This is a genomic window from Pseudoalteromonas sp. T1lg65 (assembly GCF_051930985.1).
Taxonomy (GTDB): Bacteria; Pseudomonadota; Gammaproteobacteria; order Enterobacterales; family Alteromonadaceae; genus Pseudoalteromonas.
Genome location: NZ_CP196837.1, coordinates 987396 through 1010293, shown reverse-complemented (window position 1 = coordinate 1010293; position 22898 = coordinate 987396). Strand labels below are relative to the sequence as shown.

General features: G+C 43.0%; 23 protein-coding genes. 14 read left to right on the top strand and 9 right to left on the bottom strand.

The genetic code is table 11. The features are described from left to right. Window positions 1–41 precede the first annotated feature (41 nt). The 3 genes from ACSLBF_RS04320 to ACSLBF_RS04310 form a co-directional block, all read right to left on the bottom strand. A complete protein-coding gene (locus ACSLBF_RS04320; protein WP_440055373.1) occupies window positions 42–1238 on the bottom strand; it encodes a glycine C-acetyltransferase in 1197 nt (398 codons plus the stop codon). 253 nt (window positions 1239–1491) lie between these two features. Beyond that, a complete protein-coding gene (gene gmhB / locus ACSLBF_RS04315; RefSeq protein ID WP_440055372.1) occupies window positions 1492–2064 on the bottom strand; it encodes a D-glycero-beta-D-manno-heptose 1,7-bisphosphate 7-phosphatase in 573 nt (190 codons plus the stop codon). A gap of 5 nt (window positions 2065–2069) precedes the next feature. Next, entirely contained in the window at window positions 2070–3116 is a 1047-nt protein-coding gene (locus ACSLBF_RS04310) for a glycosyltransferase family 9 protein (RefSeq protein ID WP_440056194.1), read from the bottom strand. A 113-nt stretch (window positions 3117–3229) separates the two neighbouring features. Between ACSLBF_RS04310 and ACSLBF_RS04305 the strand changes: the two genes are divergently transcribed. Then, a complete protein-coding gene (locus ACSLBF_RS04305) occupies window positions 3230–3946 on the top strand; it encodes a 3-deoxy-D-manno-octulosonic acid kinase (RefSeq protein WP_440056193.1) in 717 nt (238 codons plus the stop codon). On the opposite strand, the gene hldE is transcribed toward ACSLBF_RS04305, so the two are convergent. The 3 genes from hldE to ACSLBF_RS04290 are packed head-to-tail and all read right to left on the bottom strand — an operon-like array spanning window position 3943 to window position 7466. Further along, window positions 3943–5391: a bifunctional D-glycero-beta-D-manno-heptose-7-phosphate kinase/D-glycero-beta-D-manno-heptose 1-phosphate adenylyltransferase HldE gene (hldE, locus tag ACSLBF_RS04300; RefSeq protein WP_440055371.1), complete on the bottom strand. Its 1449-nt coding sequence runs from the start codon at window positions 5389–5391 to the stop codon at window positions 3943–3945. The two genes, ACSLBF_RS04305 and hldE, sit on opposite strands and share 4 nt — an antisense overlap. Next, on the bottom strand, window positions 5391–5984 hold the full coding sequence (locus ACSLBF_RS04295) for an SIS domain-containing protein (protein WP_440055370.1): 594 nt from the start codon (window positions 5982–5984) through the stop codon (window positions 5391–5393). The genes hldE and ACSLBF_RS04295 overlap by 1 nt, the downstream gene beginning before the upstream one ends. 36 nt (window positions 5985–6020) lie before the next feature. Continuing rightward, window positions 6021–7466: a capsule assembly Wzi family protein gene (locus ACSLBF_RS04290; RefSeq protein WP_440055369.1), complete on the bottom strand. Its 1446-nt coding sequence runs from the start codon at window positions 7464–7466 to the stop codon at window positions 6021–6023. Between the two features lie 145 nt (window positions 7467–7611). On the opposite strand from ACSLBF_RS04290, the gene waaA reads away from it, so the two are divergent. The 3 genes from waaA to ACSLBF_RS04275 all read left to right on the top strand — a co-directional run bounded on the left by waaA (window position 7612) and on the right by ACSLBF_RS04275 (window position 9910). Next, the gene (waaA, locus tag ACSLBF_RS04285) at window positions 7612–8895 is read left to right on the top strand and encodes a lipid IV(A) 3-deoxy-D-manno-octulosonic acid transferase (RefSeq protein WP_440055368.1); all 1284 of its coding nucleotides are present in this window, start codon (window positions 7612–7614) and stop codon (window positions 8893–8895) included. Beyond that, a complete protein-coding gene (locus ACSLBF_RS04280) occupies window positions 8888–9427 on the top strand; it encodes a DUF1415 domain-containing protein (protein WP_440055367.1) in 540 nt (179 codons plus the stop codon). Before waaA ends, ACSLBF_RS04280 begins: the two co-directional genes overlap by 8 nt. Window positions 9428–9685: 258 nt before the next feature. Beyond that, on the top strand, window positions 9686–9910 hold the full coding sequence (locus ACSLBF_RS04275) for a hypothetical protein (RefSeq protein ID WP_440055366.1): 225 nt from the start codon (window positions 9686–9688) through the stop codon (window positions 9908–9910). Between the two features lie 61 nt (window positions 9911–9971). Here the strand turns inward: ACSLBF_RS04275 and ACSLBF_RS04270 are convergent, their stop codons facing one another. Next, entirely contained in the window at window positions 9972–10334 is a 363-nt protein-coding gene (locus ACSLBF_RS04270; RefSeq protein ID WP_440055365.1) for a hypothetical protein, read from the bottom strand. A 419-nt stretch (window positions 10335–10753) separates the two neighbouring features. On the opposite strand from ACSLBF_RS04270, the gene ACSLBF_RS04265 reads away from it, so the two are divergent. Next, window positions 10754–12409 (top strand): Na/Pi cotransporter family protein, encoded by a 1656-nt coding sequence (locus tag ACSLBF_RS04265; protein WP_440055364.1) that lies wholly within the window; start codon window positions 10754–10756, stop codon window positions 12407–12409. A gap of 211 nt (window positions 12410–12620) precedes the next feature. Here the strand turns inward: ACSLBF_RS04265 and ACSLBF_RS04260 are convergent, their stop codons facing one another. Continuing rightward, window positions 12621–12905, bottom strand: a complete 285-nt coding sequence (locus tag ACSLBF_RS04260; RefSeq protein ID WP_440055363.1) for a hypothetical protein — start codon at window positions 12903–12905, stop codon at window positions 12621–12623. 289 nt (window positions 12906–13194) lie between these two features. Further along, window positions 13195–13371, bottom strand: a complete 177-nt coding sequence (locus ACSLBF_RS04255) for an alternative ribosome-rescue factor A (RefSeq protein ID WP_440055362.1) — start codon at window positions 13369–13371, stop codon at window positions 13195–13197. 224 nt (window positions 13372–13595) lie between these two features. On the opposite strand from ACSLBF_RS04255, the gene ACSLBF_RS04250 reads away from it, so the two are divergent. From ACSLBF_RS04250 to ACSLBF_RS04210, 9 genes are all read left to right on the top strand, one after another. Then, window positions 13596–14558 (top strand): alpha/beta fold hydrolase, encoded by a 963-nt coding sequence (locus ACSLBF_RS04250; RefSeq protein WP_440055361.1) that lies wholly within the window; start codon window positions 13596–13598, stop codon window positions 14556–14558. A gap of 85 nt (window positions 14559–14643) precedes the next feature. Next, on the top strand, window positions 14644–15681 hold the full coding sequence (locus ACSLBF_RS04245) for an NAD(P)H-dependent flavin oxidoreductase (protein WP_440055360.1): 1038 nt from the start codon (window positions 14644–14646) through the stop codon (window positions 15679–15681). Between the two features lie 16 nt (window positions 15682–15697). Further along, on the top strand, window positions 15698–16282 hold the full coding sequence (locus ACSLBF_RS04240; RefSeq protein WP_440056192.1) for an ACP phosphodiesterase: 585 nt from the start codon (window positions 15698–15700) through the stop codon (window positions 16280–16282). A 65-nt stretch (window positions 16283–16347) separates the two neighbouring features. Then, entirely contained in the window at window positions 16348–18525 is a 2178-nt protein-coding gene (locus tag ACSLBF_RS04235) for an ATP-binding protein (RefSeq protein ID WP_440055359.1), read from the top strand. A 248-nt stretch (window positions 18526–18773) separates the two neighbouring features. Then, window positions 18774–19004 carry a sulfurtransferase TusA family protein gene (locus tag ACSLBF_RS04230; protein WP_440055358.1) on the top strand — a complete coding sequence of 77 codons (231 nt, stop codon included), beginning with the start codon at window positions 18774–18776 and terminating at the stop codon, window positions 19002–19004. A gap of 14 nt (window positions 19005–19018) precedes the next feature. After that, window positions 19019–19819: a hypothetical protein gene (locus tag ACSLBF_RS04225; protein WP_440055357.1), complete on the top strand. Its 801-nt coding sequence runs from the start codon at window positions 19019–19021 to the stop codon at window positions 19817–19819. Beyond that, a complete protein-coding gene (locus ACSLBF_RS04220) occupies window positions 19809–21281 on the top strand; it encodes an aminotransferase class V-fold PLP-dependent enzyme (protein WP_440055356.1) in 1473 nt (490 codons plus the stop codon). Before ACSLBF_RS04225 ends, ACSLBF_RS04220 begins: the two co-directional genes overlap by 11 nt. After that, the gene (locus ACSLBF_RS04215) at window positions 21278–22171 is read left to right on the top strand and encodes an EamA family transporter (RefSeq protein ID WP_440055355.1); all 894 of its coding nucleotides are present in this window, start codon (window positions 21278–21280) and stop codon (window positions 22169–22171) included. The genes ACSLBF_RS04220 and ACSLBF_RS04215 overlap by 4 nt, the downstream gene beginning before the upstream one ends. Then, on the top strand, window positions 22168–22896 hold the full coding sequence (locus ACSLBF_RS04210; protein ID WP_440055354.1) for a hypothetical protein: 729 nt from the start codon (window positions 22168–22170) through the stop codon (window positions 22894–22896). Before ACSLBF_RS04215 ends, ACSLBF_RS04210 begins: the two co-directional genes overlap by 4 nt. Window positions 22897–22898 lie beyond the last annotated feature (2 nt).

Here is a 22898-nt window from a genome sequence, read left to right as displayed (position 1 = left end):
GTATTCGCTCACAAAAAAGCGCTATTAATTAGCGCTAAAAATTAAATTACACCTAAATCTTTACCAATACGGGTAAATGCATCGATCGCTTTGTCTAGCTGCTCAGTGGTGTGTGCAGCAGAGATTTGCGTACGGATACGTGCTTGACCTTTTGGTACAACAGGGTACGAGAAACCAATAACGTAGATACCTTCAGCCAGTAACCTGTCGGCCATTTCAGAAGCCACTTTGGCGTCACCCAGCATCACTGGGATAATCGCATGATCTTTACCTGCGCAAGTAAACCCAGCGGCTTCCATTTTACTACGGAAATAAGCCGCATTACTCCATAGCTTATCGCGAAGCTCTGCGCCTTCAGCTATCATTTCTAACACGCGGATTGATGCTGTAACGATTGACGGTGCTAATGAGTTAGAGAACAAGTAAGGACGTGAGCGTTGACGTAACCACTCTACAATTTCTTTACGACCAGCAGTGTAACCACCTGACGCGCCACCCAGCGCCTTGCCTAATGTACCTGTGATAATATCGACTCGATCCAGTACACCGCAGTACTCAGGCGTACCACGGCCATTTTCACCAACAAAGCCCACTGCGTGAGAATCATCAACCATAACGAGCGCATCGTACTTGTCTGCAAGGTCACAAACCGCCTGCAGATTACAAATGACGCCATCCATTGAAAACACGCCGTCTGTAGCGATAAGTTTAGTCTTTACACCGGCTTCATCGGCAGCAATAAGTTGTTTTTCAAGATCCGCCATATCGTTGTTGGCATAGCGGAAGCGCTTTGCTTTACACAACCTTACGCCATCAATGATTGACGCATGATTAAGCGAGTCTGAAATAATCGCATCTTCAGGACCAAGTATCGTTTCAAATAACCCAGCATTCGCATCAAAACACGAAGAGTAAAGAATCGTGTCTTCGGTCTTTAAAAATTCGCTAATTTTCGCTTCCAGTGTTTTGTGGATGTCCTGAGTACCACAGATAAAGCGCACGGAAGCAACACCAAATCCATGATCGGCTAAGCCTTGTTGAGCAGCCTTGATTAACTCTGGGTGATTTGCAAGACCCAAGTAATTGTTAGCACAGAAGTTTATAACACTTTCACCTGTCGAAACAGCTATCTCTGCTTGCTGTTGAGAAGTAATGACACGCTCTTTTTTGTAAAGCCCTTCCGCTTTTACTTCTTCAATCTGTTGCTCAAGTTGGCTATAAAAGGCCGCTGCTCTCATTAGGAGTCTCCATATTTGCACGGTAAACACCCACCATGTGCGGGTGATGTATTTGATTATTTCGCTTGTTGTTATGTACCAAAGTACGCCATTAAACTAACGGCGTGCCTCGTACAAAATGTATAGTCGTATTTTAAAAGGTTCGAGCGGCAAATGCACGATTTGAGACAATTAACTGGTGTAACCAGCAACGTACCCGCCGCATAAAGCAACCATAAAGAATGATAAATCAAAGATGATTAATGATAAGTTACTAATTCGACCAGCAGGTCGGTGCTAATTTCTCCAATAAGTCAGGTACGCTCGCCAGTGAGCTACACACGCCGTCAGCAAGCGCTTTATCTTGCTCACTAAATTGCTGTCCGGACTCAACCAACACGGCTGTGTGAAGGCCTGCGGCACGAGCAGCCTTAATATCGGACACTTTATCACCAACCATGATACTGCGACTTGGCTCTATTTGATGTTCTATGATTGCCTGATTGAGCATCCCTGGTGCTGGTTTTCGACACTCACAATCTTGTTTATAAGGAGCATCAGCCTTATCAGGGTGATGTGGACAAAAATAAACACTAGTGATAGGAACATTATGCGCAGCAAACTGCGCTATCATCCAGTCAGTCAGCGTATGAAATTGTTGCTCGTCATAGTAACCTCTGCCAATGCCTGATTGATTCGTTACCACCACAATCAAAAAGCCAGCTTCGACAAAACGTCGACAGGCTTCAAAAACACCATCGATAAACTGAAAATCAGCAATTTGGTGCACATAGGCGCGATCGACGTTAATCACCCCATCTCGATCTAGAAAAATTGCCTTGTTCATCTTGGTTATAGTCCTTGCTCTGCGACGACTTTATCAAACATAGATTTTACCATTTGCGTACTGATTTGCTGCATTAACTCAGTCCCTTTAACACGAGTGCCCCAAGGCAGTTGTTGCGCTGATTTTCCGCGCTGGGCTTGTAAGTTTTGATGATAAACCTCAACAACATATTGTTGATAAAGATACGGACCGGTTCGCGCCGGATTTGAGTGAGCATATAGTCCGATGACAGGCGTTCCGACGGTGACAGCCATATGAGCCGGTCCGGTATCTGGCGCTAATACCAATTTTGCCTGCTGTAATACACATAACAGTGTTTTTAAATCTGTTTTGCCCACCAAGTTTGTCACTTCGACCTGACAATAGCTTACTATTTTGGCCGCCAGTGCTTGTTCAAGCTGCGTCGGACCGCCGGTGATTACAACTTTAAAACCTTGCTCTGCGGCATACTCAGCCAACTCAGCATAGCGTTCTGGCATCCAGTTCCGTTCCGCTTTACTTGCTGCGGGTGAGATAACAAAGACTTTACCTTCGGGTAGTAATTGAGAAGCTTGTTGCTGGTGATGCGCTTCATAAGGCATTTGCCATGTTGGCTCGCCGCAACTCGCACCAATAGCTCGAGCAAAATTTTGGAATCCTTCGAGTACATGTGGTTCGGCTTGGGGCGCTATCCGATCATTAATAAACAAACTATGGAGTTCTTTGGAGCGGCTTTTATCAAAGCCAATTTTGCGTTTGGCTGGGATAACCCGTGCTACTAAATTAGCACGCAGGGCCACCTGCATGTGCAATAAAACGTCAAACTTGTGACCTTTAAAACGTTGTTTTAATGCCTTAAAAGCGGCTTTGCCCTGCTTTTTATCAAAAACAACAAATTCAATTCCCGGCATGCCCTGCAACAACATGGCTTCAATTTTTCCAATCACCCAAGTAATTTTGGCCTCTGGATGGGCTCGTTGAATTGCTTGCACCGCACTGACCGCATGACACACATCACCAATGGCGGAAAGCCTTAAAATACAAATTGAAGAAAGGGAACTGCTCACACATATTACTCAGGGTTAACTCACAAGCGCATGATCTTAAATCAATCAATACAGTTTGCAAGTTTCCCTACCAAGCAAAAGCCGATACACTTGTATAACTCATTACGAACCGTCATGACATAGTGAAAATATTTACCACAAATAACACAACGATTTTAGTGTCTTCTTCTGTTTCCTCTGCAATCACTGAGCAATGGTTTTGCCCTGATTTTTGGCGCCAACAACAAGCGCTTGTTGATGCAAAGCAAGGTCGCGCTACAGCTTGGTTTTTTTCATATCAAGGCCTGGTAGCGGTGTTAAAACATTATTATCGCGGCGGACTTATTGGTCGACTTTTATCGGATCAATACCTATTCACAGGCATTGAGAAAACACGCGTATATCAAGAGTTTGCTTTGCTTGAATCATTAAAAAACAAAGGACTAGCAGTCGCTGAGCCGATAGCTGCAAAAATTCAGGTGAGTAAATTGATTTATCGCGGCGACATCATCACCAAAGCGATTGAAGGCGCGACGAGCGTAAGAGAGATTTTACAAAACCGCGAACTGAACGAAGATGAACTTGAAAAAATCGCGGTAACTATCGCCGAGTTTCATCACTTTGGTGCATACCATGACGATTTAAATATCAATAACATTCTGTTCGACAGCTATGGCAAAGTTTACTTAATAGACTTTGATAAGGGCGAACTCAGAGAGCCCGATATGATTTGGCAAAATGCCAATATGGAAAGGCTAAAGCGCTCTTTTTATAAAGAGGCCGGCAAATGGCCGACCTTTCATTTTACCGATGCACAATGGCAGTCCTTATATGAGCACTACCTACAGGCGCGCTAGTTCTTTTGAATACGCGCCTTGGCAATAATATTTGAGGTAGAGCAGCCATCTAAAAATGGTAGCACTTCTACTTTTCCACCATGGCTCAGTACATGCTCAGCACCCGCTATTTCTTCAACTTTATAGTCTCCACCTTTAACCAAAATATCCGGTGTGATTTGTTCGATTAGCTTGGCTGGTGTGTCACCTTCTTGTTGTTTCCCAAACGGAATAACCCAATCCACTGACGCCAGCGCTGACAGCACCATCGCTCGTTCTTTTAGGCCATTAATTGGACGCTCAGGACCTTTCAGGCGACTAATCGAGTCGTCTGTATTTAACCCTACAACCAATCGGTCTCCCATGGCTTTGGCTTGCGCTAAATAGCGAACATGACCTGCATGAATAATATCGAAACAACCATTGGTGAACACGATTTTCTCACCGTTTCGTTTAGCAAACTCAATGTGCTTAAGCGCATCTTCAAACGGTGCCTGATAGTGTTCGCCTGTCTCTCTAAGATACTGACCGAGCTTACGGCTAAGCTCTTCTGGTGACACTGTGGCCGCGCCCAGTTTACTCACGGCGATGCCAGCCGCAATGTTAGCTATTTCAACAGCATCTTTAGGCTGCATACCTGCACCCAGCATAGTGGTTAGCGTTGCGATGACTGTATCACCAGCACCTGTTACGTCACTTACTTCTTGTACTTGTGCAGCAAAGTCATATTTCTCAGTAGCGCTTATCAATGACATGCCTTTTTCAGAGCGGGTAAGTAACATAGCGGCAATGCCCGCTTCCGAAATCAGTTGACGCGCACTATGAGTAAGTGACTCTTCACTCGCAACATCGCCACCCGCCAATTTGAATTCATTTAAGTTAGGGGTAATATAATCAGCACCTCGATACAGGCTTAGATCGCTGTTTTTCGGATCAACCAAAACGATTTTCCCTGCGGCTTTAGCAACATCGATCATTTCACTGATACACGTTAATGCACCTTTGTTGTAATCAGAAAAGAGCACAAAGTCATACTGTTCTACTTCACGCTTCAAACGCTCAAGTAACAACTCACTATGAACTCGCTGAAAAGGTTCTTCCAGATCCAGTCTAACAACTTGCTGATGACGACTGATCACTCGGGTTTTCGCAATGGTAGGCAGAGCAGCGACACTGACTAAGTTTGAATGAATATTTTCTTTCTCTATGATAGCTTCTAACGCTTTACCACTCTCATCTTCGCCAATTAAACCAAGTAAGCCTACCTGACCATCTAAATGAGCAATATTTTTTGCAACGTTTGCTGCACCGCCGGCTTTGTCTTCTAGCGCACTGACTTTAACCACTGGAACTGGTGCTTCTGGTGAGATCCTGCCTGTATCACCATGCCAATACCTATCCAACATAACATCGCCAACCACCAGCACTTTGGCTTGATTTAATCTCTGTAGTGCCGCTAAATTCATTACACCGACTCCGCAGCGGCAAGCATATCTACGGCTTCACATAGCCAATGACCAATAAACATATGGGCTTCTTGAATTCTCGCGGTTTCGTCATTGGCGATGATGATAGGTAATTTGGCAATGTCTTTTACTTTACCGCCTGTACGGCCAGTCAACGCCACGGTGAATGCGCCGATTTCATTTGCTGCCGCCAATGCCAAGTTGATATTTTGACTAGTGCCAGACGTCGTCAAGCCAATCACTAAATCCTCTGGCTTACATAATGCCTGCACTTGACGTTCAAACACCGTATCGAAGTGATAATCGTTACTGTGCGCTGTCAAAATAGAGGTATCCGTAGTCAACGCAATCGAGGCTAATGGACCTCGCTCTAACTTGTAGCGAACCACAAACTCAGCGGCCAAGTGTTGTGCATCTGCCGCACTGCCACCATTACCGAACCAAATAACTTTACCACCAGCTGCAAGCGCACTTTGACATGCTTCTAATAACTGTACACATTCTTGATGGTAGTTAGCCATGGTCTCAAAAACATCAACATGACGTTGTAAACTCGCTAAGTAGCTTTTTGCTACTTCTTCATTTAATGACATATTCGTTCCTAAACTTTTAATGCGATTCCCGTGTTGCTACCAGTATACATGGACTGATAACCAAGTGTAGTTTTCACCAAAAACGTCTTTACCTAAAGTCAATTTGGTTTCTACCTGCTTGTTGTCATATTGGCTAATATTGGCAAGCTCAAACTGGTAACCGCGCTCATATTCAGCACCGAGTTGACCCAACTCATTCAAATAATTGCTGGTATTATCAATGACTGACGCTTTGGCTCGCCATAACGAGTTCATGTCCGCTTGATAGGTACCTTCGAGTACATGTACTTCAGTAGGTGCAGCATCGTTAAACTGTCTATGGTTCGCAGCAAAATGACCAACCCCAAAGCCATCTATGGTGTTCCCTTGTGTTTGATATATTTCATTGACATACCATAAGCTGTGCATGTTGGTATATTCGAATCTTAAACCTATCTTTTCGGTTACTTTTGGCGCAAAAATACCAACATTGGTTACCGTGTTACCAAATTGGTAGTTCTTATGGTAGCTGGTATCTTCTCCACCGTACTCAAGATACCATTCGATTGGCATGCCCCAGTTGGTATTGAAACTAGTCGTAATGGTTGCCCATTGGTCGCCCAGTTCTTGGTCTTGGCTTAACCCTGCTTTTTTGTTGTCTTGTCCTGCTGGATCAAAATAGGCTTTAAAAATGTCACTGGTGCTAACTTCTCTCGGTCCACCACCAAATTGCATCATGCGGTTTATGCCAATTTTCCAGCCTTCTAATGGCTCTATGCTAAAGTGAGTACCTGCCAATCTAGGCGACCCATCGTGTAAAGTGTTTTGATAGCGTATCCCTTGCTCAACTCGCTCCATTTCAGAGTAAAACAACTCAAAATCAAAGTTCCACCAATTTTTAACTGGCACAACCAGACCGAGTGAGACTGAAGGCGTTGCTTTAGCATTGTTTGAAAACACCGTTGAGGAATGCTTAGAAGGCGAAAACCAGTGCTCTTTATAGCCCAAGTTGAGCTGTAAATTACCATAAGAAACGCCATAAAATGTATTGTAAGCGACTAACTTATTCGCATCAGCACGGTACTCTGCGCCAATTTGCAAAATACTCGAATCACCGCCACGCCAAACACCTTCTAAGGCAGCTTCAAAATATTCAGACGAGCTGTTTCCTCTGTCATTAGCAATCTGCTGTGTTTCACCGGAGTCAGCCCTGACTTTGAATGCGCGCCTGGTTACGGCATCTTTAAGTAAATAAGGTTTGAGACGCTGCTCAATACTGGCTTTTAATACGGGGTCAATTCGATACAGCCTCACTAAAGACTGTCTAATTTCAGTGATTCGATAAGGCTTAGCCATCGGGGTGCCTGTGGTTAACACAAACATTTTATCTATTTGATATTCTAACAATGGATCTTTGCCAATAGGAAGATAGGCCGTTGGGCTTGCTAGCACGGCATTTGTGGCAAATAAACAGGCAACAGCCAAAACACGAAATAACTTCATAATTTTTTACCATCCTTTATTTTGCGGCAAATACTACCAAACCTCGGCGCTGCAAGCATCTATTGAACTGTGTAAATTTGTGATGTTCATTCAATTTCTCACTCGAACAAGGTAAAATGCGACTTTTCACTCGTTTGTTGCTGCCATGGCTCGTATTTTTTACTCTTTGCTACTGCTCTTGCTGCTGCCATTTATCTGCTTGTATTTATTTGCAATTAGAGGCGGTAAAAACCAAGGTTATCGGACTAACTTTGCTGAGCGGTTAGGTTTTGGTCTATCCCGCCTGCCTAAACGAGCGCTTGTCGTTCACTGCGCTTCTGTGGGAGAAGTGTTGGCAGCAGCGCCGTTAATCAAAGCGATGCTTGCGACATTTTCAAATACACCAATTGTTGTTACATGCAATACACCTACAGGGCGAACGGAGGTAGAAAAAGTTTTTTCATCTCTGCTAAATAAACGCATTTTTTGTAGTTATTTGCCACTGGATTTGGGCTTTGCCACACGCCGCTTTATTGCTGAGTTGAAGCCAAAAGCGCTGGTGGTGCTCGAAACTGAACTGTGGCCCAACTTGTTTCATTTTGCTGCACAAATGTGTCCAACTATCGTGGTCAATGCTCGGTTATCGGAGAAATCGTTTCTGGGATATCAAAAGCATGCGTGGATCACTCAGCCGTTAATGAAAAACATCAGTGCACTAGCCTGCCATAACGAAAAAGATGGCGAACGTTTTGTTGCATTAGGACTTGCTCCGAATAAGCTAACTATTACTGGCTCGATAAAGTTTGATATCTCGTTGAGTGATGATGAATACACCAAAGCTCAGGACCTTAGGCTGCAAATTGGTCGCAGGCCAATTTGGCTCGCGGGTTCGACTCATCCCACTGAGTACCAACAACTGTTAGCTGCGCATAAACAGCTGTTGATCACCCACCCAGAAACCCTGCTCATAATTGCACCACGACATCCAGAGCAATTTGAGAACGTAGCTAGTTACTTAGCCGAGCAACAAATCAGCTTTATTAGAAAAAGTGACAATAGACCACTCCAATCAGAGCAAGTTTTACTCGGTGATACATTGGGTGAACTAAAATGGTTATTTGGTTGCGCAGATATTGCGTTTATTGGTGGCAGCCTAATTAAGCGTGGCGGTCATAACCCGCTAGAAGCCGCAGCACATGGTATTGCCATTATTACAGGCCCCCACACCTACAACTTCGCCCACATTTATCCTGAACTACTTGATGCCCATGGAGCGCAAGTCGTTGACAGTTCAGGTGAACTAGCAGAGGCTTTAGCTGAGTTGTTTGACAACTCGACACTGCGCCAGCAAATGGGCATAAACGCCAAACAAGTACTGAGCCGAAACCAAGGTGCAGTAAACAAAACACTGAACGTAATCGAACAACAACTAGGGCAAAACAATGCATGATGTAATATCCATAATGAAAAACTGGGTCAGCCAAGTCATCGTTAAATACAACTTTTGCCCATTTGCGCGTAAAGAAGTAGAAAACAATAGCATTTTCTATCATGTCTCTCACGCCACTAAACATGAAGATGCGGTAATGGATATGCTAGACGAATGCACTGCATTAAATCAGCATCCTGAGCGAGAAACCACACTACTCATATTCGATAAGGGCTTTGCTGACTTTGACAGCTTTTTAGACTTGGTAGATCTTGCCAATGCTCTGTTAGTTGCACAGGGCTTTGAAGGCACTTATCAAATCGCCAACTTTCATCCAGATTATGCGTTTGCCGATAGTGACGAAAACGATGCCGCAAACTACACAAACCGAGCTCCATTTCCAACCTTGCATTTGATCCGAGAACAAAGCATGGCCGAAGTGCTTGCTCAATACGAAGATGCAGAGCAAATCCCTGAAAATAATATTCGCTTAGCAAGACGTAAAGGTGAAGCGTTCTGGCAGCATTTACTTGAGAAGTGCCATCAGAAATAACTGCTGCCACAGTGCTTGGTTTGCCGTGACCACTCACAAAGCGTCTCGATAAACTTCGGTTGTATTTTCATAACCTTTCATCTTGGTAAGAAGTTACTAAACCCGCGATCACTGGTCAAAAATAAAAGTGCGCTTGATTAAGACTGCAAAGCAACCCAATCGCTAGAAGTGGAAATGTAAGTTGTACTTGAGATGATGGTTACATCGCTTTTTTTAAGTTATAGTAAAGACGATTTTAAATTAGCTTAAGGAGTTAGTATGCTTAATGATATTAAAGGGTTATGTCTTTTCTTGGGTCTCATTGGTTTAGGCTATGCAGCCTTATTAATCGTTGTCGCATTGCTCACTGGCGCTAAAATCATTAAAAGCATCTTCTTTATTTCTATCTTTTCCTCGTTGTTAATTAGTGTCGGACTAACTCCTCAGGTTAAGAACCGTCTAGCACTTTATGTTAAGTCTCTATCATATAAAAAGTTTGCATAAGGTCGTTGGTGCGCTTGCACCGTCACCTAGCCCTCTTTTGATCCGTTGCGACCAGACACCATCACGTTTTGTTGTAGTAATAACTCCCTTTTTCATATGACGTTATCGCCGATAAAACACCGCTTTTCTGTTGTTTTAATGCCAACTCAGGTAGATCTTCGGCATCTTTTTTAATGACTTTGCCAATATCACCTGAACTCAGCCCCAGTTGCTTTCCTAACTGTTCCATCTCCTTTTGCATCTGCGGTAGTATTTCCGTTCTAAGCTGCTTTGCCGCTTGAGCGTATCGAGCGCGCTCTTCTGGTGTAGAGGCAGTTTTTGCACGCTGTTCAAACTCAGCAATTCCTTCCTTAGTTCCTTTAACATCACCAACTCGACCGTTATAGCCAAAGAATAAATCCATTAAACTACGAGATATTTCCACATTTCTCTCCTTGATTAGCTGCATTACAGCTAGATCTGCTACACCCAATAATTAGGATATAAATTAGAAACAAAAATATACTACGTCTGATACGTTTTCGTCCATTGTTAGGCTTTTATCCTTATCGCTAAACTCTGAGTAACATCCTCCCAAACTTACTCAGACTTGACTTTGCCAGAACTGAATCATATTCCTAATAAGTCATATAGGTTAAAAATATTGACCTTGAACAAGACCATGTTTATCCGCAATGCTATCTTGTGTTTTGCCGTCAATAAGTAACCTTTGCTGCAGATAAGAGTTTTGAAAGTGTAACTATTTAAAAACGGATGATTCTTCTAATCCCATTCCGGGACTTCGTTCAATATCATGGCGTTTTTAAGCAAATTCGCTTATCCGTGGTTTAGGTTAATGAGACCATGCGACTTATTCTCGGCCGTATTCTTTCAAAGCAAGGCATAAAAAATATGGACACACTGCAACTCATAGGCACGTTATTCGGGGGGTTAGGAATTTTTCTTGTCGCAATAGGCATGATGACAGATGGTCTTAAGCTAGCCGCAGGTTCTTCATTACGTCGCATATTGGGATTATGGACCAAAACGCCGCAACGCGTTGTTATTTCAGGCTTTTGTATGACAGCCTTAGTGCAGTCATCAAGTGCAGTTACCGTTGCATCTCTCGGTTTCGTCAATGCAGGCTTAATTACCATGCATCAAGCTTTAGGCATTGTCTACGGGGCTAATATTGGCACAACCATCACGGGATGGTTAGTAGCTGCCGTAGGGTTCAAATTTAATATTCAAACTGTTGCATTGCCTTTAATTGGCTTGGGCGCCTTGATGAAACTACTAAGTCCCCGCTCTAAACTCGCCCCGACAGGCATGGCACTCGTCGGCTTTGGGCTGTTTTTTATCGGCATTGATATTCTCAAGGATGCATTTGAACATGTGGTGGCGAGTTTTGATTTAAGCCAACTCACCGCTGAGGGAGTAAGCGGTATGCTGAGCTTTCTGCTGGTTGGGATAACAATGACTATATTAACGCAATCTTCTAGCGCATCGATTGCGCTGACCATCACAGCTGCTGCCAGTGGCATGATTGGCTTATATGCAGCAGCAGCCATGGTGATAGGCGCAAATGTCGGTACAACTTCAACCTCGATACTCGCCGCTATTGGTGCAACCTCCAATGCCAAAAGAGTTGCTGCCGCACAGGTTATTTTCAATGCGTTTACGGCTGTGGTCGCGTTTCTAATATTGCCGGTTCTATTTTATCTGATCACACAGCTTACTCAGCTCTTTAACCTGACTCCAGACGCCGCACTTTCTTTGGCATTATTTCATACCTTGTTTAACCTTTTAGGCGTAGTGTTGATACTCCCTGTCACTCATAGACTTGCTAGCTTCTTAATGAAACGTTTTTGTAGCGCTGAAGAAAATGCCTCTCGGCCACGCTTTTTAGATAAAACCATTGCACAAACTCCAGAGCTAGCAACGAATGCGTTAATGCTTGAGTCTAAATTGGTTGCAGACAAGCTACATGCCCAATTTGAAAAGAGCTTACAACCGGCCGATAAACTGAGTGTTGAGCCGCAGTTACATTCTATTCAATCCATCTGCCAACAGATCGGTCAGTTTATTGTTTCTGTAGAGCAAGCAGCTCTTTCACAAGAAACCACAGCCGTTCTGGCCAAATTTATGCGCATAGAACAATATCTATTTACCGCAAGCTTTTGCGTCGAAAGACTGGCTAGACAAACCCCATACAAAGACCTCGCGAAACACCCCGAGTTACATACCCAACTCAGCGAGTATCAAGCCCAGTTGAATCTCTTTATGAAAACCAGCTTGAATGAACCAAACATTACGGACGCAGACTTACAACAAACTCAAGCTGAACTACAGCGCTTACATGATGATGCCAAAGACAATTTGATTCTTGCAGGCACACATGCCTCACTAGCAATAGACAACATGGTTAATTGTCTAAATACATTATCTGAAATGTGGCAGCTGTCCCAGCACTGGTACAAAGCCATTGTACTCATTCATGCCATTGAAACAGTGCATTAATTGGAAATTGAACTTCCACAAACATAGGATGATTTAATTGAGATTCGGTGTGTTTTCTGCTCACCTCTTGGGAAGTCACAGATGCAAAGCAACAAGTTGGTTTTCAAGGTACTCAATTTAGTAGCTTCTATTTCAATCAAGATTTTCTGACGCAACAAAGTGGCTTCCATAAATTACCCTTGACACATTGATATCCTAAGGTATCAACATTTTAATAAAGGATTTGATTATGGAAAAAACACATACTGATGAAGTAATGCCGTTCACTTGAGGTGAACGGCATTAAGCTATCAGGGATCTTTTGCTTCCAGTCTATGCGAATAGGACTTCCGGTTTTGACACTAAAACTTGGCTCTCCCCACTTTAATGACTCAACAACTGCCCCTAAATGGTGGTTTTCAGCAGTGCTCAAAATGAGACTTCGTAATTCTAGAAGCCGAGTTCTTACGTGATCTGGATAATCGTCGAAACAACTTTTAACTGCAGCATCATCCATAAGTCCATTCCTTTTTCTTAATTAATCTCAGCTGCGCATAAGGGTTTTGGTAATCCAAAATTAAGATGGCGCTTAGTTATTAACATCCAATGATGGCATTTTGCTCAATATCAAGGCGTTTTTACGAAGTAATAGCCAGCTATTACGAGTGAAAACAATGAAGAGAGTGTGCAGAATAGCTTTATTGGACAAATTCGCTTATGCGCAGCTGAGGTTAATCACCAGCACTAACTTAAACGAAAGGTCTGAAAGCGCAACAAAATTGCAAAAGCCTTATTTTATAGCTCACTTAAGCTGCCATAAAATAAGGCTCTTGGCCTTTATGTTTTTTGTTACGCTGATAACTACCCTTACCTTTTTTCGCTTTTTCTACCTTCGTCTGAAACAACACACTGGTTACTAAAGCTTTTAAAGCGTTGTCTTTGATTTCGCCGCGCTGATGTGCGTGCTGATGTTTTCTCTTCATTTTTTGTCCTATTCAAGGTGATTTGTTAACAACCGTACTCAGTACAACTGAGATAATAAGTTCATCATCAATTAACAATTGGTGACTAGTTTTTGCTCTACACTGAGTGATGCGAATAGTAATCTAAAACGCTGCTACCGCAAGTGTTTTTTTCATTTGTGAGCAATAATTCTATGCTGATTTTTTATTGCAGAGTTCAGATGTGTAGGTAACGACACAACGTCATGAAAACTATACAAACTCGCTCAGGTATAAAGCTGCATTATGAAGACCAAGGCGCCAAAAACGCACCGCCTATCATTTTGATTATGGGCCTAGGTGCACAAATGATAGTGTGGCCTGACAGTCTGTATCAAGGGCTTGTCAAAAAGGGTTTTCGCGTGATCCGCTTTGATAATCGGGATACTGGACTGTCTAGCCAATTAGATAGCCACGGTAGTCCGAGTCTATTCAAAATATGGCTTTCCAATCGACTACCTATCAAAACGTCACTGCCCTACACCTTAGAAGACATGGCAAAAGATGTGGTTGACCTAATGCATGCGCTTAAAATAAAGAAAGCACATTTAGTTGGTGCATCTATGGGTGGAATGATAGCCCAAATTGTCGCCGCCAAGCACAAGAAAAAAGTACTTAGCCTGACTTCCATTATGTCCACCAGCCAAGCCCCAAAGCTCACTCCACGAAACTTAAAAATTCTTTTAGCACTTGCCAAAGTACAACCCAAAGCGGGAACACAAGAAGAAGCCATCCAATATTATGTAAAGCTCAATCAGTTAATTGGTAGCCCAGCCTTCCCACAAGACGAAGCTAGCTTGCGCCAACAAGCAAGACTCAATGTTGAGCGCGCCCATAACCCCTCTGGTTTTAGGCGTCAGTTAGCGGCGATCACGGCAAGTCAAAGTCGAGAGCACTTATTACCAAAAATAAAGGTACCCACCTTGGTTATTCACGGCACCGCGGATCCAATTTTTTCAATCCAAGCCGGTCAACATACCGCAACGCAAATCCGCAAATCTAAGTTAAAGTTGATAGAGGGAATGGGACATGACTTTCCTCCCGCGCTGATGCGCAAATTGACGAAATGGATTGCCAAGCATGTTAAAAAAGCTGAGAAAAAACGGCAGCTTAAGCAGCAACGTAAGCAAATACTGGCGCTACATAGCAACTTATTAAAAAACAAGTAGCGATCACGACCCTATAAAGTTAGCTGGTTCCAAATTGTGCTGAAGCAGAGTATGCTAACTACACATCTGACCAGTGAGTATGAATATGAAAACACGGATCACCGAATTATTTGGCATCGATAAACCTATCATTCTTCCGGGCATGAGTTGGATCTCGGTTCCTGAACTGGTTGCGGCTGTTTGTAACGCTGGCGGTTTAGGGATCCTCGCAACAGGACCGCTTAGCCGCACAGAAACCAAACAAGCCATCGACAAAATTCGTGCTCTGACTGACAAGCCTTTTGGTGTCGGGATCACCTTAATGATGCCTGGCGCCAAGGAAAACGCCGAAATCGCACTAGCGGCTGAAGTACCAGTGATCAATTTCTCTCTAGGTAAAGGCGATTGGATTGTAGAACGAGCCAAAGCATACGGTGGCAAGGTAATAGCAACAGTGGTCACAGAAAAGCATGCTGTGGCAGCGGAAAAATCCGGCGTTGATGCCCTGTTGGTCACAGGACACGAAGCCGCTGCGCACGGCGGCGAAGTAACCTCTCTTTGCTTGATCCCCAATATTGTAGATTTAGTCAATATTCCCGTCATCGCTGCGGGTGGATTTGCTGATAGTCGAGGGCTCGTGGCAGCTCTAGCGCTTGGCGCAGATGCCGTTGCCATGGGTTCACGATTCGCAACCAGCTTAGAAAGCCCAGTTCATCAAAACGTTAAAAATGCTGTTGTTGAAAAACGTGTGGCTGACACAATTTACTCGAACAATTTTGACGGGTTATACGCCAGAGTAATGAAAACCCCTATGGCTGAAAAAGCCACCAAGCGACCAATGAATTTCTTTGTTGCTGTATTAAAGTCATTTAAGGCTGCCAAAATGGTTGATATGCCACTTTGGAAGCTGTTACTTGGGTTAGTCGCACAGTTCGATAAAATCCGTTTACTCTCGCTATTTGGTGCAGCCACTGAAAAGCTTGAAGCTGCAACTATTCACGGGGATTTGGAAAAAGGCGTGCAATTTATCGGTCAATCACAAGGTGTTATTCATGATATAGAGTCCGTCTCCACGTTAATGACGCGGATCTGCAATGAAGCAGAAACCATTATTAGGAAGCTACAAAGCACAAACAGCGATTAGAGAGTGAGTGACTGGAATGAACTATCTGGGGCATTTATACTTTGCGGAACCAACTTCAGAGTCCTATGTTGGTAACCTGCTTGGTGACTTCAGAAAAGGCGTATCGATATCGGAGTTGCCAAAAGCAGTGAAGCAAGGGTTAGCTACACATCATCTAATCGATAAATACACCGATAACAGTCCTTTGACCCATTCTGCTAAACAGTATTTTTCAGATCACCGGAGGCGCTTTTCAGGTGTTGCGCTAGATGTATTGTATGACCACTTTTTAATAAAGCATTGGTCTGATTATCATCACCAACCATTTATTGAATTTAAGCAAGATAGCTACCAGCTACTGGCAAATAGCCTTAATATTATGCCGCCAATGATGCGCCAAGTGATGATAAGCGTAGTTTCAGATGATTGGCTCGCCACCTATGAAAGCGTTGCTGGTGTGGGGATTGCGCTAGACAACATTGCAAGACGGCTCCGCTTTGCTAACCGATTTGATGGCTGTATTGAAGATATAGATGGGCATTACAAAGAGTTAGAACAACATTTCAGACAGTTTATGCCACAATTGATTTCCCATGTCAGTGCACATAAAATAGAAAATTAAGTCTTTATTTGTAACCTTACAGTGTCGCTTTGTTAAGATGTCTCTGTAATGTTACTTGGTGAATTATGCTGCAACCGTTTTTCAAGGTGCTGTTTGCACTGCTTTATTTGTGTTTTTTCTCCGTAAACTATAGTCACGCCATTGGCAGCATCACGACCTTAAATCAGCAGTTAGAACAAGACCCGGCTGCCACGCTAGAAAAAGTAGAGCTGGCGCTCAGTTCAGACACAAGCCCAGCAGCTTTGTCTTCAGACTGGTTTGAATTAAAGCTAATCGGCATTAAAGCGCACCATTTATTGGGTCACTATGAGCGCGTTTATGAGCAAGTATCTGAGCTACTCGCAATAGCTGAAAAAATAGATACTCCCGGAGCCTTTAGCAAACTCAAGCTCATTTACGCTCAAACCAGACAGATACAAAACCAACCAGAGCAAAGCGTTATGGCGCTGAACGAAGCATTACAAGCAGCACCAGAGAACGACCTAACGCTGATGGCGGAATTGCACAACGCATTCGGTTGGACATATAGATACAGTGCTCGCTATGAAGATGCACTGTCGCATATCGAACTCGCTATTGCTTATGCCAGCAAACTCAACGATGAGCAACGTTTAGCGGATAGCTACAACCATCTTGGTATTTTGTATGATTATATCGGTCAGCTTGAGTTAGCCATTGAAAACCATGAAAAATCCCTCAAATTGCAGAAAAAACTAAATAATCCTCAGGGTATTTCTACGTCTTTGTACAACATTGGTGAAATATACCGAGATCAGCAGAAGTTCTCATTAGCGTTGACTCATTTTGTGCAAGCCCTAGAAGTTGATCAACAACTGGGTAATCCAAAACACATTGCTAACAGCCTAGGTAAAATCGGCATAGTACATTGGCAATTAGGTAATCTAGCACTGGCAGAGCAACATATATTAAGAGGATTAGCCATCACCAGGGAAATGAAGGCCAATAGTGATACCGCATGGCAGCTGGCTAATTTAACCCGAGTGCAGCTGGCAAAGAGCCAACTTGATGATGCACTAAGCAGCGCAAGCGAAGCACTTCAACTGGCTACTGCAGCCAATGCTAAACGCACTGAGCGAACTGTTCGTTTGGCACTCATTGACGTATATATTGCCAGAGAAGAGTTTGCTTTGGCTGAGACCCAAATTGAGATGTTTTCTGGACTATCAGAGTTAGGTATGAGTATGCGCAGTGAGCTGTTGGAAAAGCACAGTATGGTGTTAGAAAAATTAGGTAAAACAGCAGAAGCCCTTTCAACACTCAAATTACATCTCGCTGCACAGCAACAATTACACGCAGAAAAAAATCAAGCGCAGTCCCTACAGTTACAAAAAAACATTGAGCTTATAAGACAACAGCAGCAAGTGTCGTTGCTTAAAAAAGAGCAGGCATTACAACAAGCGCGACTTGAGAATCTGACCTTACAACGCAGCTTAATTGTCGTCGTGTTGTTATTTATTATTGGTATGATAGTGGTGTATCACCTACGTCAAAAACATAAGCAGAAATACATCGCCATGAAACAAAAAATGGCAGACCGCGCATTGATACAAAAAAATCAGCTCTTGGCGGATATTTCTCACGAACTAAGAACCCCCCTCACCGCGCTAAAACTGACTGTTGAAGCAATGCAATACAAAGTTGAACCCGATGAAGAATTGGGTTACAAAAAAGTGTTCAATAAAATAACGCAATTAGAAACACTTATCAGTGATCTGTATGCTTCTTCTAAGTTTGACAAAAATGCCATGTCCATGGATTTTTCGCCAGTAAACCTCACCGAGTTAGTAACAGAAACAACCAGCGAACTTTCTGCGCTTTTCGATACCCGGCAACAACAGCTAAGATTTCAGACAACCACCGAAACTTTACTCATATTTGCTGATAAACAACGACTTAAACAAGTTTTGATTAACTTACTTCGCAATGCGCATTTTTACACTGATCCGTCTGGACACTGCGAGATTTCGGTGACAACACGTGAAGACTACGCGGTTCTTACCATAGAGGATAGTGCGCCAAGTGTTGCCAGTGAAGAGCTAACAAAAATATTCGAACGCTTGTATCGCTGCGAAAGCTCGCGCAATCGAGATACCGGTGGCTCCGGTTTGGGATTAGCTATTTGTAAACAAGTTGTCGAAGCCCATCATGGGACTATCTCTGCAAGTCACAGCAATTTGGGTGGTCTAAAAGTAACGGTGCACTTACCTCGCTACAACACTTGATGCAAAAACAGACTTGAAAGATCAACAGGCCCTAATCTAGTTGGATGTTCTGCTTTGAATAGAACTAAACTTACTAATCACGTCCAAAGCCCAATCAAAATGATATTAAAAAGAAAATAAAACGTTAATTTTTTGATGTTATTATACACTCCAATTTTGACCTCGAAATTAAAATCACAACGCAACTTGTTCAAGCGCACCGCGAACATTTGTGCTTATGCGAGACTATTCTCAAAGAAAAGGAGTTAATGATGCAAGTAACACAGGAATTAGACCTAAAGGGTTACACCTGCCCAGTACCACTTTTAAGAACAAAAAAAGCGCTAAAAAGTATGGCTTCAGGAGAGCTGCTTAAGCTTTTGATCACAGATCCCAACACCAAGAGTGATTTAGCTCGATTTTGCCAACGAGGCAGCTGCCAAGTAATCGATGAGTCAAAAAGCACAGATCACGACGTTTTTATCATCAAAAAATTGTAAAGGAAAGACATAATATGGAACTGCAAACTCCCAACCTCTGTATGCCCGGCACGGAAGAAATTATTCAACACATTTCCAGATTAAAAAATAAACCAGTTGCAATACTAGCTGGACATTATTGTGTCGCTCCAGAACTTGAAGACCTGTCGCATGAAGGCGAAGCTGAGCATTACTCTTTCGCGTTAGGCGTATCTGTCTATCAAGCGCTTTTGGCACAAAAAATTTCTGCTAGATTGATCTTATGGGTCAATGATATCGGGATCAGCTCAGAACAACGAGAGCTACTAAAACAGCAATTTGAGCTGCCACAAAACTACGTCGAGATATTACACCAAACAAACACCCCACTAAGCGATGTTGAAGTCATTTTTGAAAGCGCCTCAAGAAACAAAGCCTCGACACTACTGCGCCAAAAAATCAAAAAGCATCCAGAAAGGTTTCAAAAGTATGACAGCTCAGATCCTGCACTTGTCCGCTGTATCGATTTAGACGTCTGTAGTATCGAGGTGGGTAAAACTGTTTACGCCATCGATGGGCCTGAAGGTCTGCCGCTGGTAATGAAAGAAGGGAGTAATCCTAAATGTAATTTGATTCTGGCTACTCTGTTTTACCGAATTGCACAGGGTAACCCCGATTTAGTGTTTTTAAATATATTTAATGATATTTACATAGAGCGGATCCGCTTAGGTATATTCGTCGCAAAGGAAGTGTATGAGCTACCACAACAATTTATGAATTTATTTTGTGATGATGACAGTTATTTTATAGAAAATTTTGCGACAACAGAGCGTAAGGAAGAAGCTGATGTGGTGTAACGACTTTAAAAAAGCATTTATCGGTAGCGAATTAACCTGTATCAATGCTGAGGGTAAAACACTTTCACGCATATATTTAGACTCTGCTGCGTCAACGCTGGCATTCGCCCCGGCTCAACAAGCCACACAGGCATTCTTAAAATACTATGCTAATACCCATTCCTCGGTGCATCTCAGTGCCAAAATCAGCTCCGAAGCTGTCGCTTGGGCGCATCAGCGTGTACTGAGTTTTTTTGGTGCAACACAGGGTTATAGTGCCGTTTTTCAGGGAAATGGAGCAACATCGCCGCTAAATCGCCTGGCCAGAGGACTGAGCGAGTTGCGCGCAGACAAAAGCACTGTGCTGGTATCATTGATGGAGCACCACTCTAACGATTTACCACATCGCGCCCATGCCAAAAAGGTCATTCATATCAACATCCAGGATGCCACAGGTGAGTTTCAAGGCGTGGACTTGATTGAACTTGAAGCACTATGTAAAGCGCACCAACAACAGTTAAACTATATTGCAGTAACCGCAGCCAGCAATGTATCTGGGCATATTACGCCAATTTACGATATTGCCGAAATCGCGCATAAATATGGCGCTTACATCGTAGTTGATGGTGCACAAATAGCCGCCCACGCACCGATTCAGTTAGCACAAGACAATCCGCAAAGAAGCATCGACTTTTTTGTTTTCTCTGGTCATAAAACTTACGCACCGGGCTCTCCTGGCGTACTTATCGGTAAAACCCAGCTGCTTGATCAACTAAAACCAGAATTCTACGGTGGTGGAATGGTATCTGAAGTTTCTAAATTCGATTATTCTGTGTCGGGTTTACTGTTTGATAAAGAGCATGCTGGAACCTTGAATATTCCAGGGATCTTTATGCTAGCCACAACGCTGGACTTTCTTGACCGTGTTGGCATGTACAGCATTTATGAAAAAGAGTGCATGTTGACTCAGTACCTTATTGAGATGCTGCAAACTATTGAAGGCGTAAAAGTTTACGCTAACACCTCAAATACCCAACGTATTGGCGCTGTCAGTTTTAATATTCAGGGCTTGCCCCATGAGTTGCTGGCGTTAATTTTAAACGACTACTTTGCCATCGCGGTACGTAATGACTGCTTTTGTGCTCATCCATTTGTACGAGAGTGTTTGGTTGATGAATTATGGGAAATTGAAGACGAAACACAGCTGCCACTATACCAAGGTATGGTCAGAGCAAGTATTGGTTTATATACCAATAAAGCCGATTTGCAGGCTCTAGAACACGCTCTTACCTGCATTGTGAACAACAAAGCGTATTACGTGTCACAGTATAAATTGACGGATGAGTTGCACTTTGTACATAAAACCTTCAAATTAGAGACGCAGCAATATTTTAATATCGAAGACACACTAACAAATTGTTTTTCTGACTATTTATCTAAGGAGAAGATAAGCATGTATGAGCAACGCGAGGAAATGGCATGAAGTTTCAACATGCCTTAATTGCTATATTTGTCACGCTAATTTGGGGTTCGGCCTTTGCAGTTATCGAGATCGGTATGCAAGGATTCCCGCCCATTTTTAATGCGTCATTACGATTTTTAACCGCCAGTATTCCGTTGGTTTTTTTTATTAAACGTCCCCAAGTCAGCCCATGGTTTTTGTTGCTCTTTGGGATGAACTATGTGTTGATGTTTAGCTTGATGTACGTCGGAATGAAATGGGGAATGCCCTCAGGGTTGACTTCGTTGGTGCTACAAACAGCGGTGTTGTTTGCATTAATATTGTCAGCCTTTGCGTTGCAGGAATTCCCAAACAAGTTACAAATATTAGGGGTACTAATTGGTTTGTCTGGTATCGCTTTAATTTCTACTGATAGAGACAGTTTCACATCCATTACCGCATTTTTATTGGTACTGGGCGCGGCATTTTTTTATGGCGCAAGCAGCATTATCATGAAACGAGCTGGTAATGTTGACATGTTGGCACTGCTTATTTGGGGCTGCCTCATACCACCACTACCGTTATTCGCGCTTTCATTAATGCTTGAGTCAGGCCAGTGGCAAGCACTGACTAACATGAGTTTTATGGGGGGCTTTTCCATCTACTATACCTCGCTACTCGGCACTGTTTTAGCTTTTGCACTATGGGGCTGGTTGCTAAAACGATATCCAGCCAATATGGTGGTGCCATTTAACTTGCTAGTACCCGTGTTTGGCATCTTAACGTCATACATTTTGTTAGATGAGCAAGTCACCCAAACCGCTGCGATAGCTTGTGTCATTGTTTTTAGCGGGCTACTAATCGTGTCATTTCACAATAAAATCAACCAGTGGGCATTACAAAAAATTCGCATGCCAAGGAGCCAACAATGAATCAGATCTCAACACCAGGACGCATCGGTATAATTACAGGTGCAGGGCCAGATGCAGGCATCGACTTATGGCAAAAAATACTCAAACATAATAAATCGCTTTACAATGGTAATTACCAAGGTGATTTGAGCGCGCCCCAAGTGCTTGTCCACTCCATACCCCAGCTTGGCTTAGCAATGGACATTAAAAACAACGAACAAATTCTTTGGCGCCAGCTAAAATACACCTTATCGTTAATGGATGGTCACGTTGATTTTGTGGCTATTGCTTGTAATGTGTTGCACTACTTTTCAGACAAGATCCATGCACTAAATCTAGGTATGGAGTTTGTCTCTATCGTGGATGTAGTAGAACAGTACATAGAGAAGTATGGTGACGTTGCCCTACTATCAATTAGCAAAGTCATTGAATTCGGAAAATATTCTCCGTATGCATCGAGCGCTAAAAAATACCCTGTAGAAACCCCTTCACCAAAAGCAATGGACGCGCTGGTAAGTGACATAAAACGTTTAGGTGGAAACGACCCTATCACCGTTGCTCAATTTGACTCCATCATCGCGCAGCTAAAAGCGAAAAAGCTGGTGTTAGCGTGTACTGACTTACCTTTGTTACCCCTTGAAAAGTACTCTAAAGAATTTGTCGATGCCTCCGATATGCTGGCAAAAAGCTTGGCTGAAAAAGCGTTTTATATGAAACCACAAAGCCAACTTGAGCAACTTGGGTAGGT

Coding starts and splice junctions, on each gene's coding strand:
- ACSLBF_RS04320 (WP_440055373.1), bottom strand. CDS start 1,238: ATGAGAGCAGCGGCCTTTTATAGCCAACTTGAGCAACAGATTGAAGAA.
- gmhB (WP_440055372.1), bottom strand. CDS start 2,064: ATGAACAAGGCAATTTTTCTAGATCGAGATGGGGTGATTAACGTCGAT.
- hldE (WP_440055371.1), bottom strand. CDS start 5,391: ATGAATTTAGCGGCACTACAGAGATTAAATCAAGCCAAAGTGCTGGTG.
- ACSLBF_RS04295 (WP_440055370.1), bottom strand. CDS start 5,984: ATGTCATTAAATGAAGAAGTAGCAAAAAGCTACTTAGCGAGTTTACAA.
- ACSLBF_RS04290 (WP_440055369.1), bottom strand. CDS start 7,466: ATGAAGTTATTTCGTGTTTTGGCTGTTGCCTGTTTATTTGCCACAAAT.
- waaA (WP_440055368.1), top strand. CDS start 7,612: ATGGCTCGTATTTTTTACTCTTTGCTACTGCTCTTGCTGCTGCCATTT.
- ACSLBF_RS04280 (WP_440055367.1), top strand. CDS start 8,888: ATGCATGATGTAATATCCATAATGAAAAACTGGGTCAGCCAAGTCATC.
- ACSLBF_RS04275 (WP_440055366.1), top strand. CDS start 9,686: ATGCTTAATGATATTAAAGGGTTATGTCTTTTCTTGGGTCTCATTGGT.
- ACSLBF_RS04265 (WP_440055364.1), top strand. CDS start 10,754: ATGCGACTTATTCTCGGCCGTATTCTTTCAAAGCAAGGCATAAAAAAT.
- ACSLBF_RS04260 (WP_440055363.1), bottom strand. CDS start 12,905: ATGGATGATGCTGCAGTTAAAAGTTGTTTCGACGATTATCCAGATCAC.
- ACSLBF_RS04255 (WP_440055362.1), bottom strand. CDS start 13,371: ATGAAGAGAAAACATCAGCACGCACATCAGCGCGGCGAAATCAAAGAC.
- ACSLBF_RS04250 (WP_440055361.1), top strand. CDS start 13,596: ATGAAAACTATACAAACTCGCTCAGGTATAAAGCTGCATTATGAAGAC.
- ACSLBF_RS04245 (WP_440055360.1), top strand. CDS start 14,644: ATGAAAACACGGATCACCGAATTATTTGGCATCGATAAACCTATCATT.
- ACSLBF_RS04240 (WP_440056192.1), top strand. CDS start 15,698: ATGAACTATCTGGGGCATTTATACTTTGCGGAACCAACTTCAGAGTCC.
- ACSLBF_RS04235 (WP_440055359.1), top strand. CDS start 16,348: ATGCTGCAACCGTTTTTCAAGGTGCTGTTTGCACTGCTTTATTTGTGT.
- ACSLBF_RS04230 (WP_440055358.1), top strand. CDS start 18,774: ATGATGCAAGTAACACAGGAATTAGACCTAAAGGGTTACACCTGCCCA.
- ACSLBF_RS04225 (WP_440055357.1), top strand. CDS start 19,019: ATGGAACTGCAAACTCCCAACCTCTGTATGCCCGGCACGGAAGAAATT.
- ACSLBF_RS04220 (WP_440055356.1), top strand. CDS start 19,809: ATGTGGTGTAACGACTTTAAAAAAGCATTTATCGGTAGCGAATTAACC.
- ACSLBF_RS04215 (WP_440055355.1), top strand. CDS start 21,278: ATGAAGTTTCAACATGCCTTAATTGCTATATTTGTCACGCTAATTTGG.
- ACSLBF_RS04210 (WP_440055354.1), top strand. CDS start 22,168: ATGAATCAGATCTCAACACCAGGACGCATCGGTATAATTACAGGTGCA.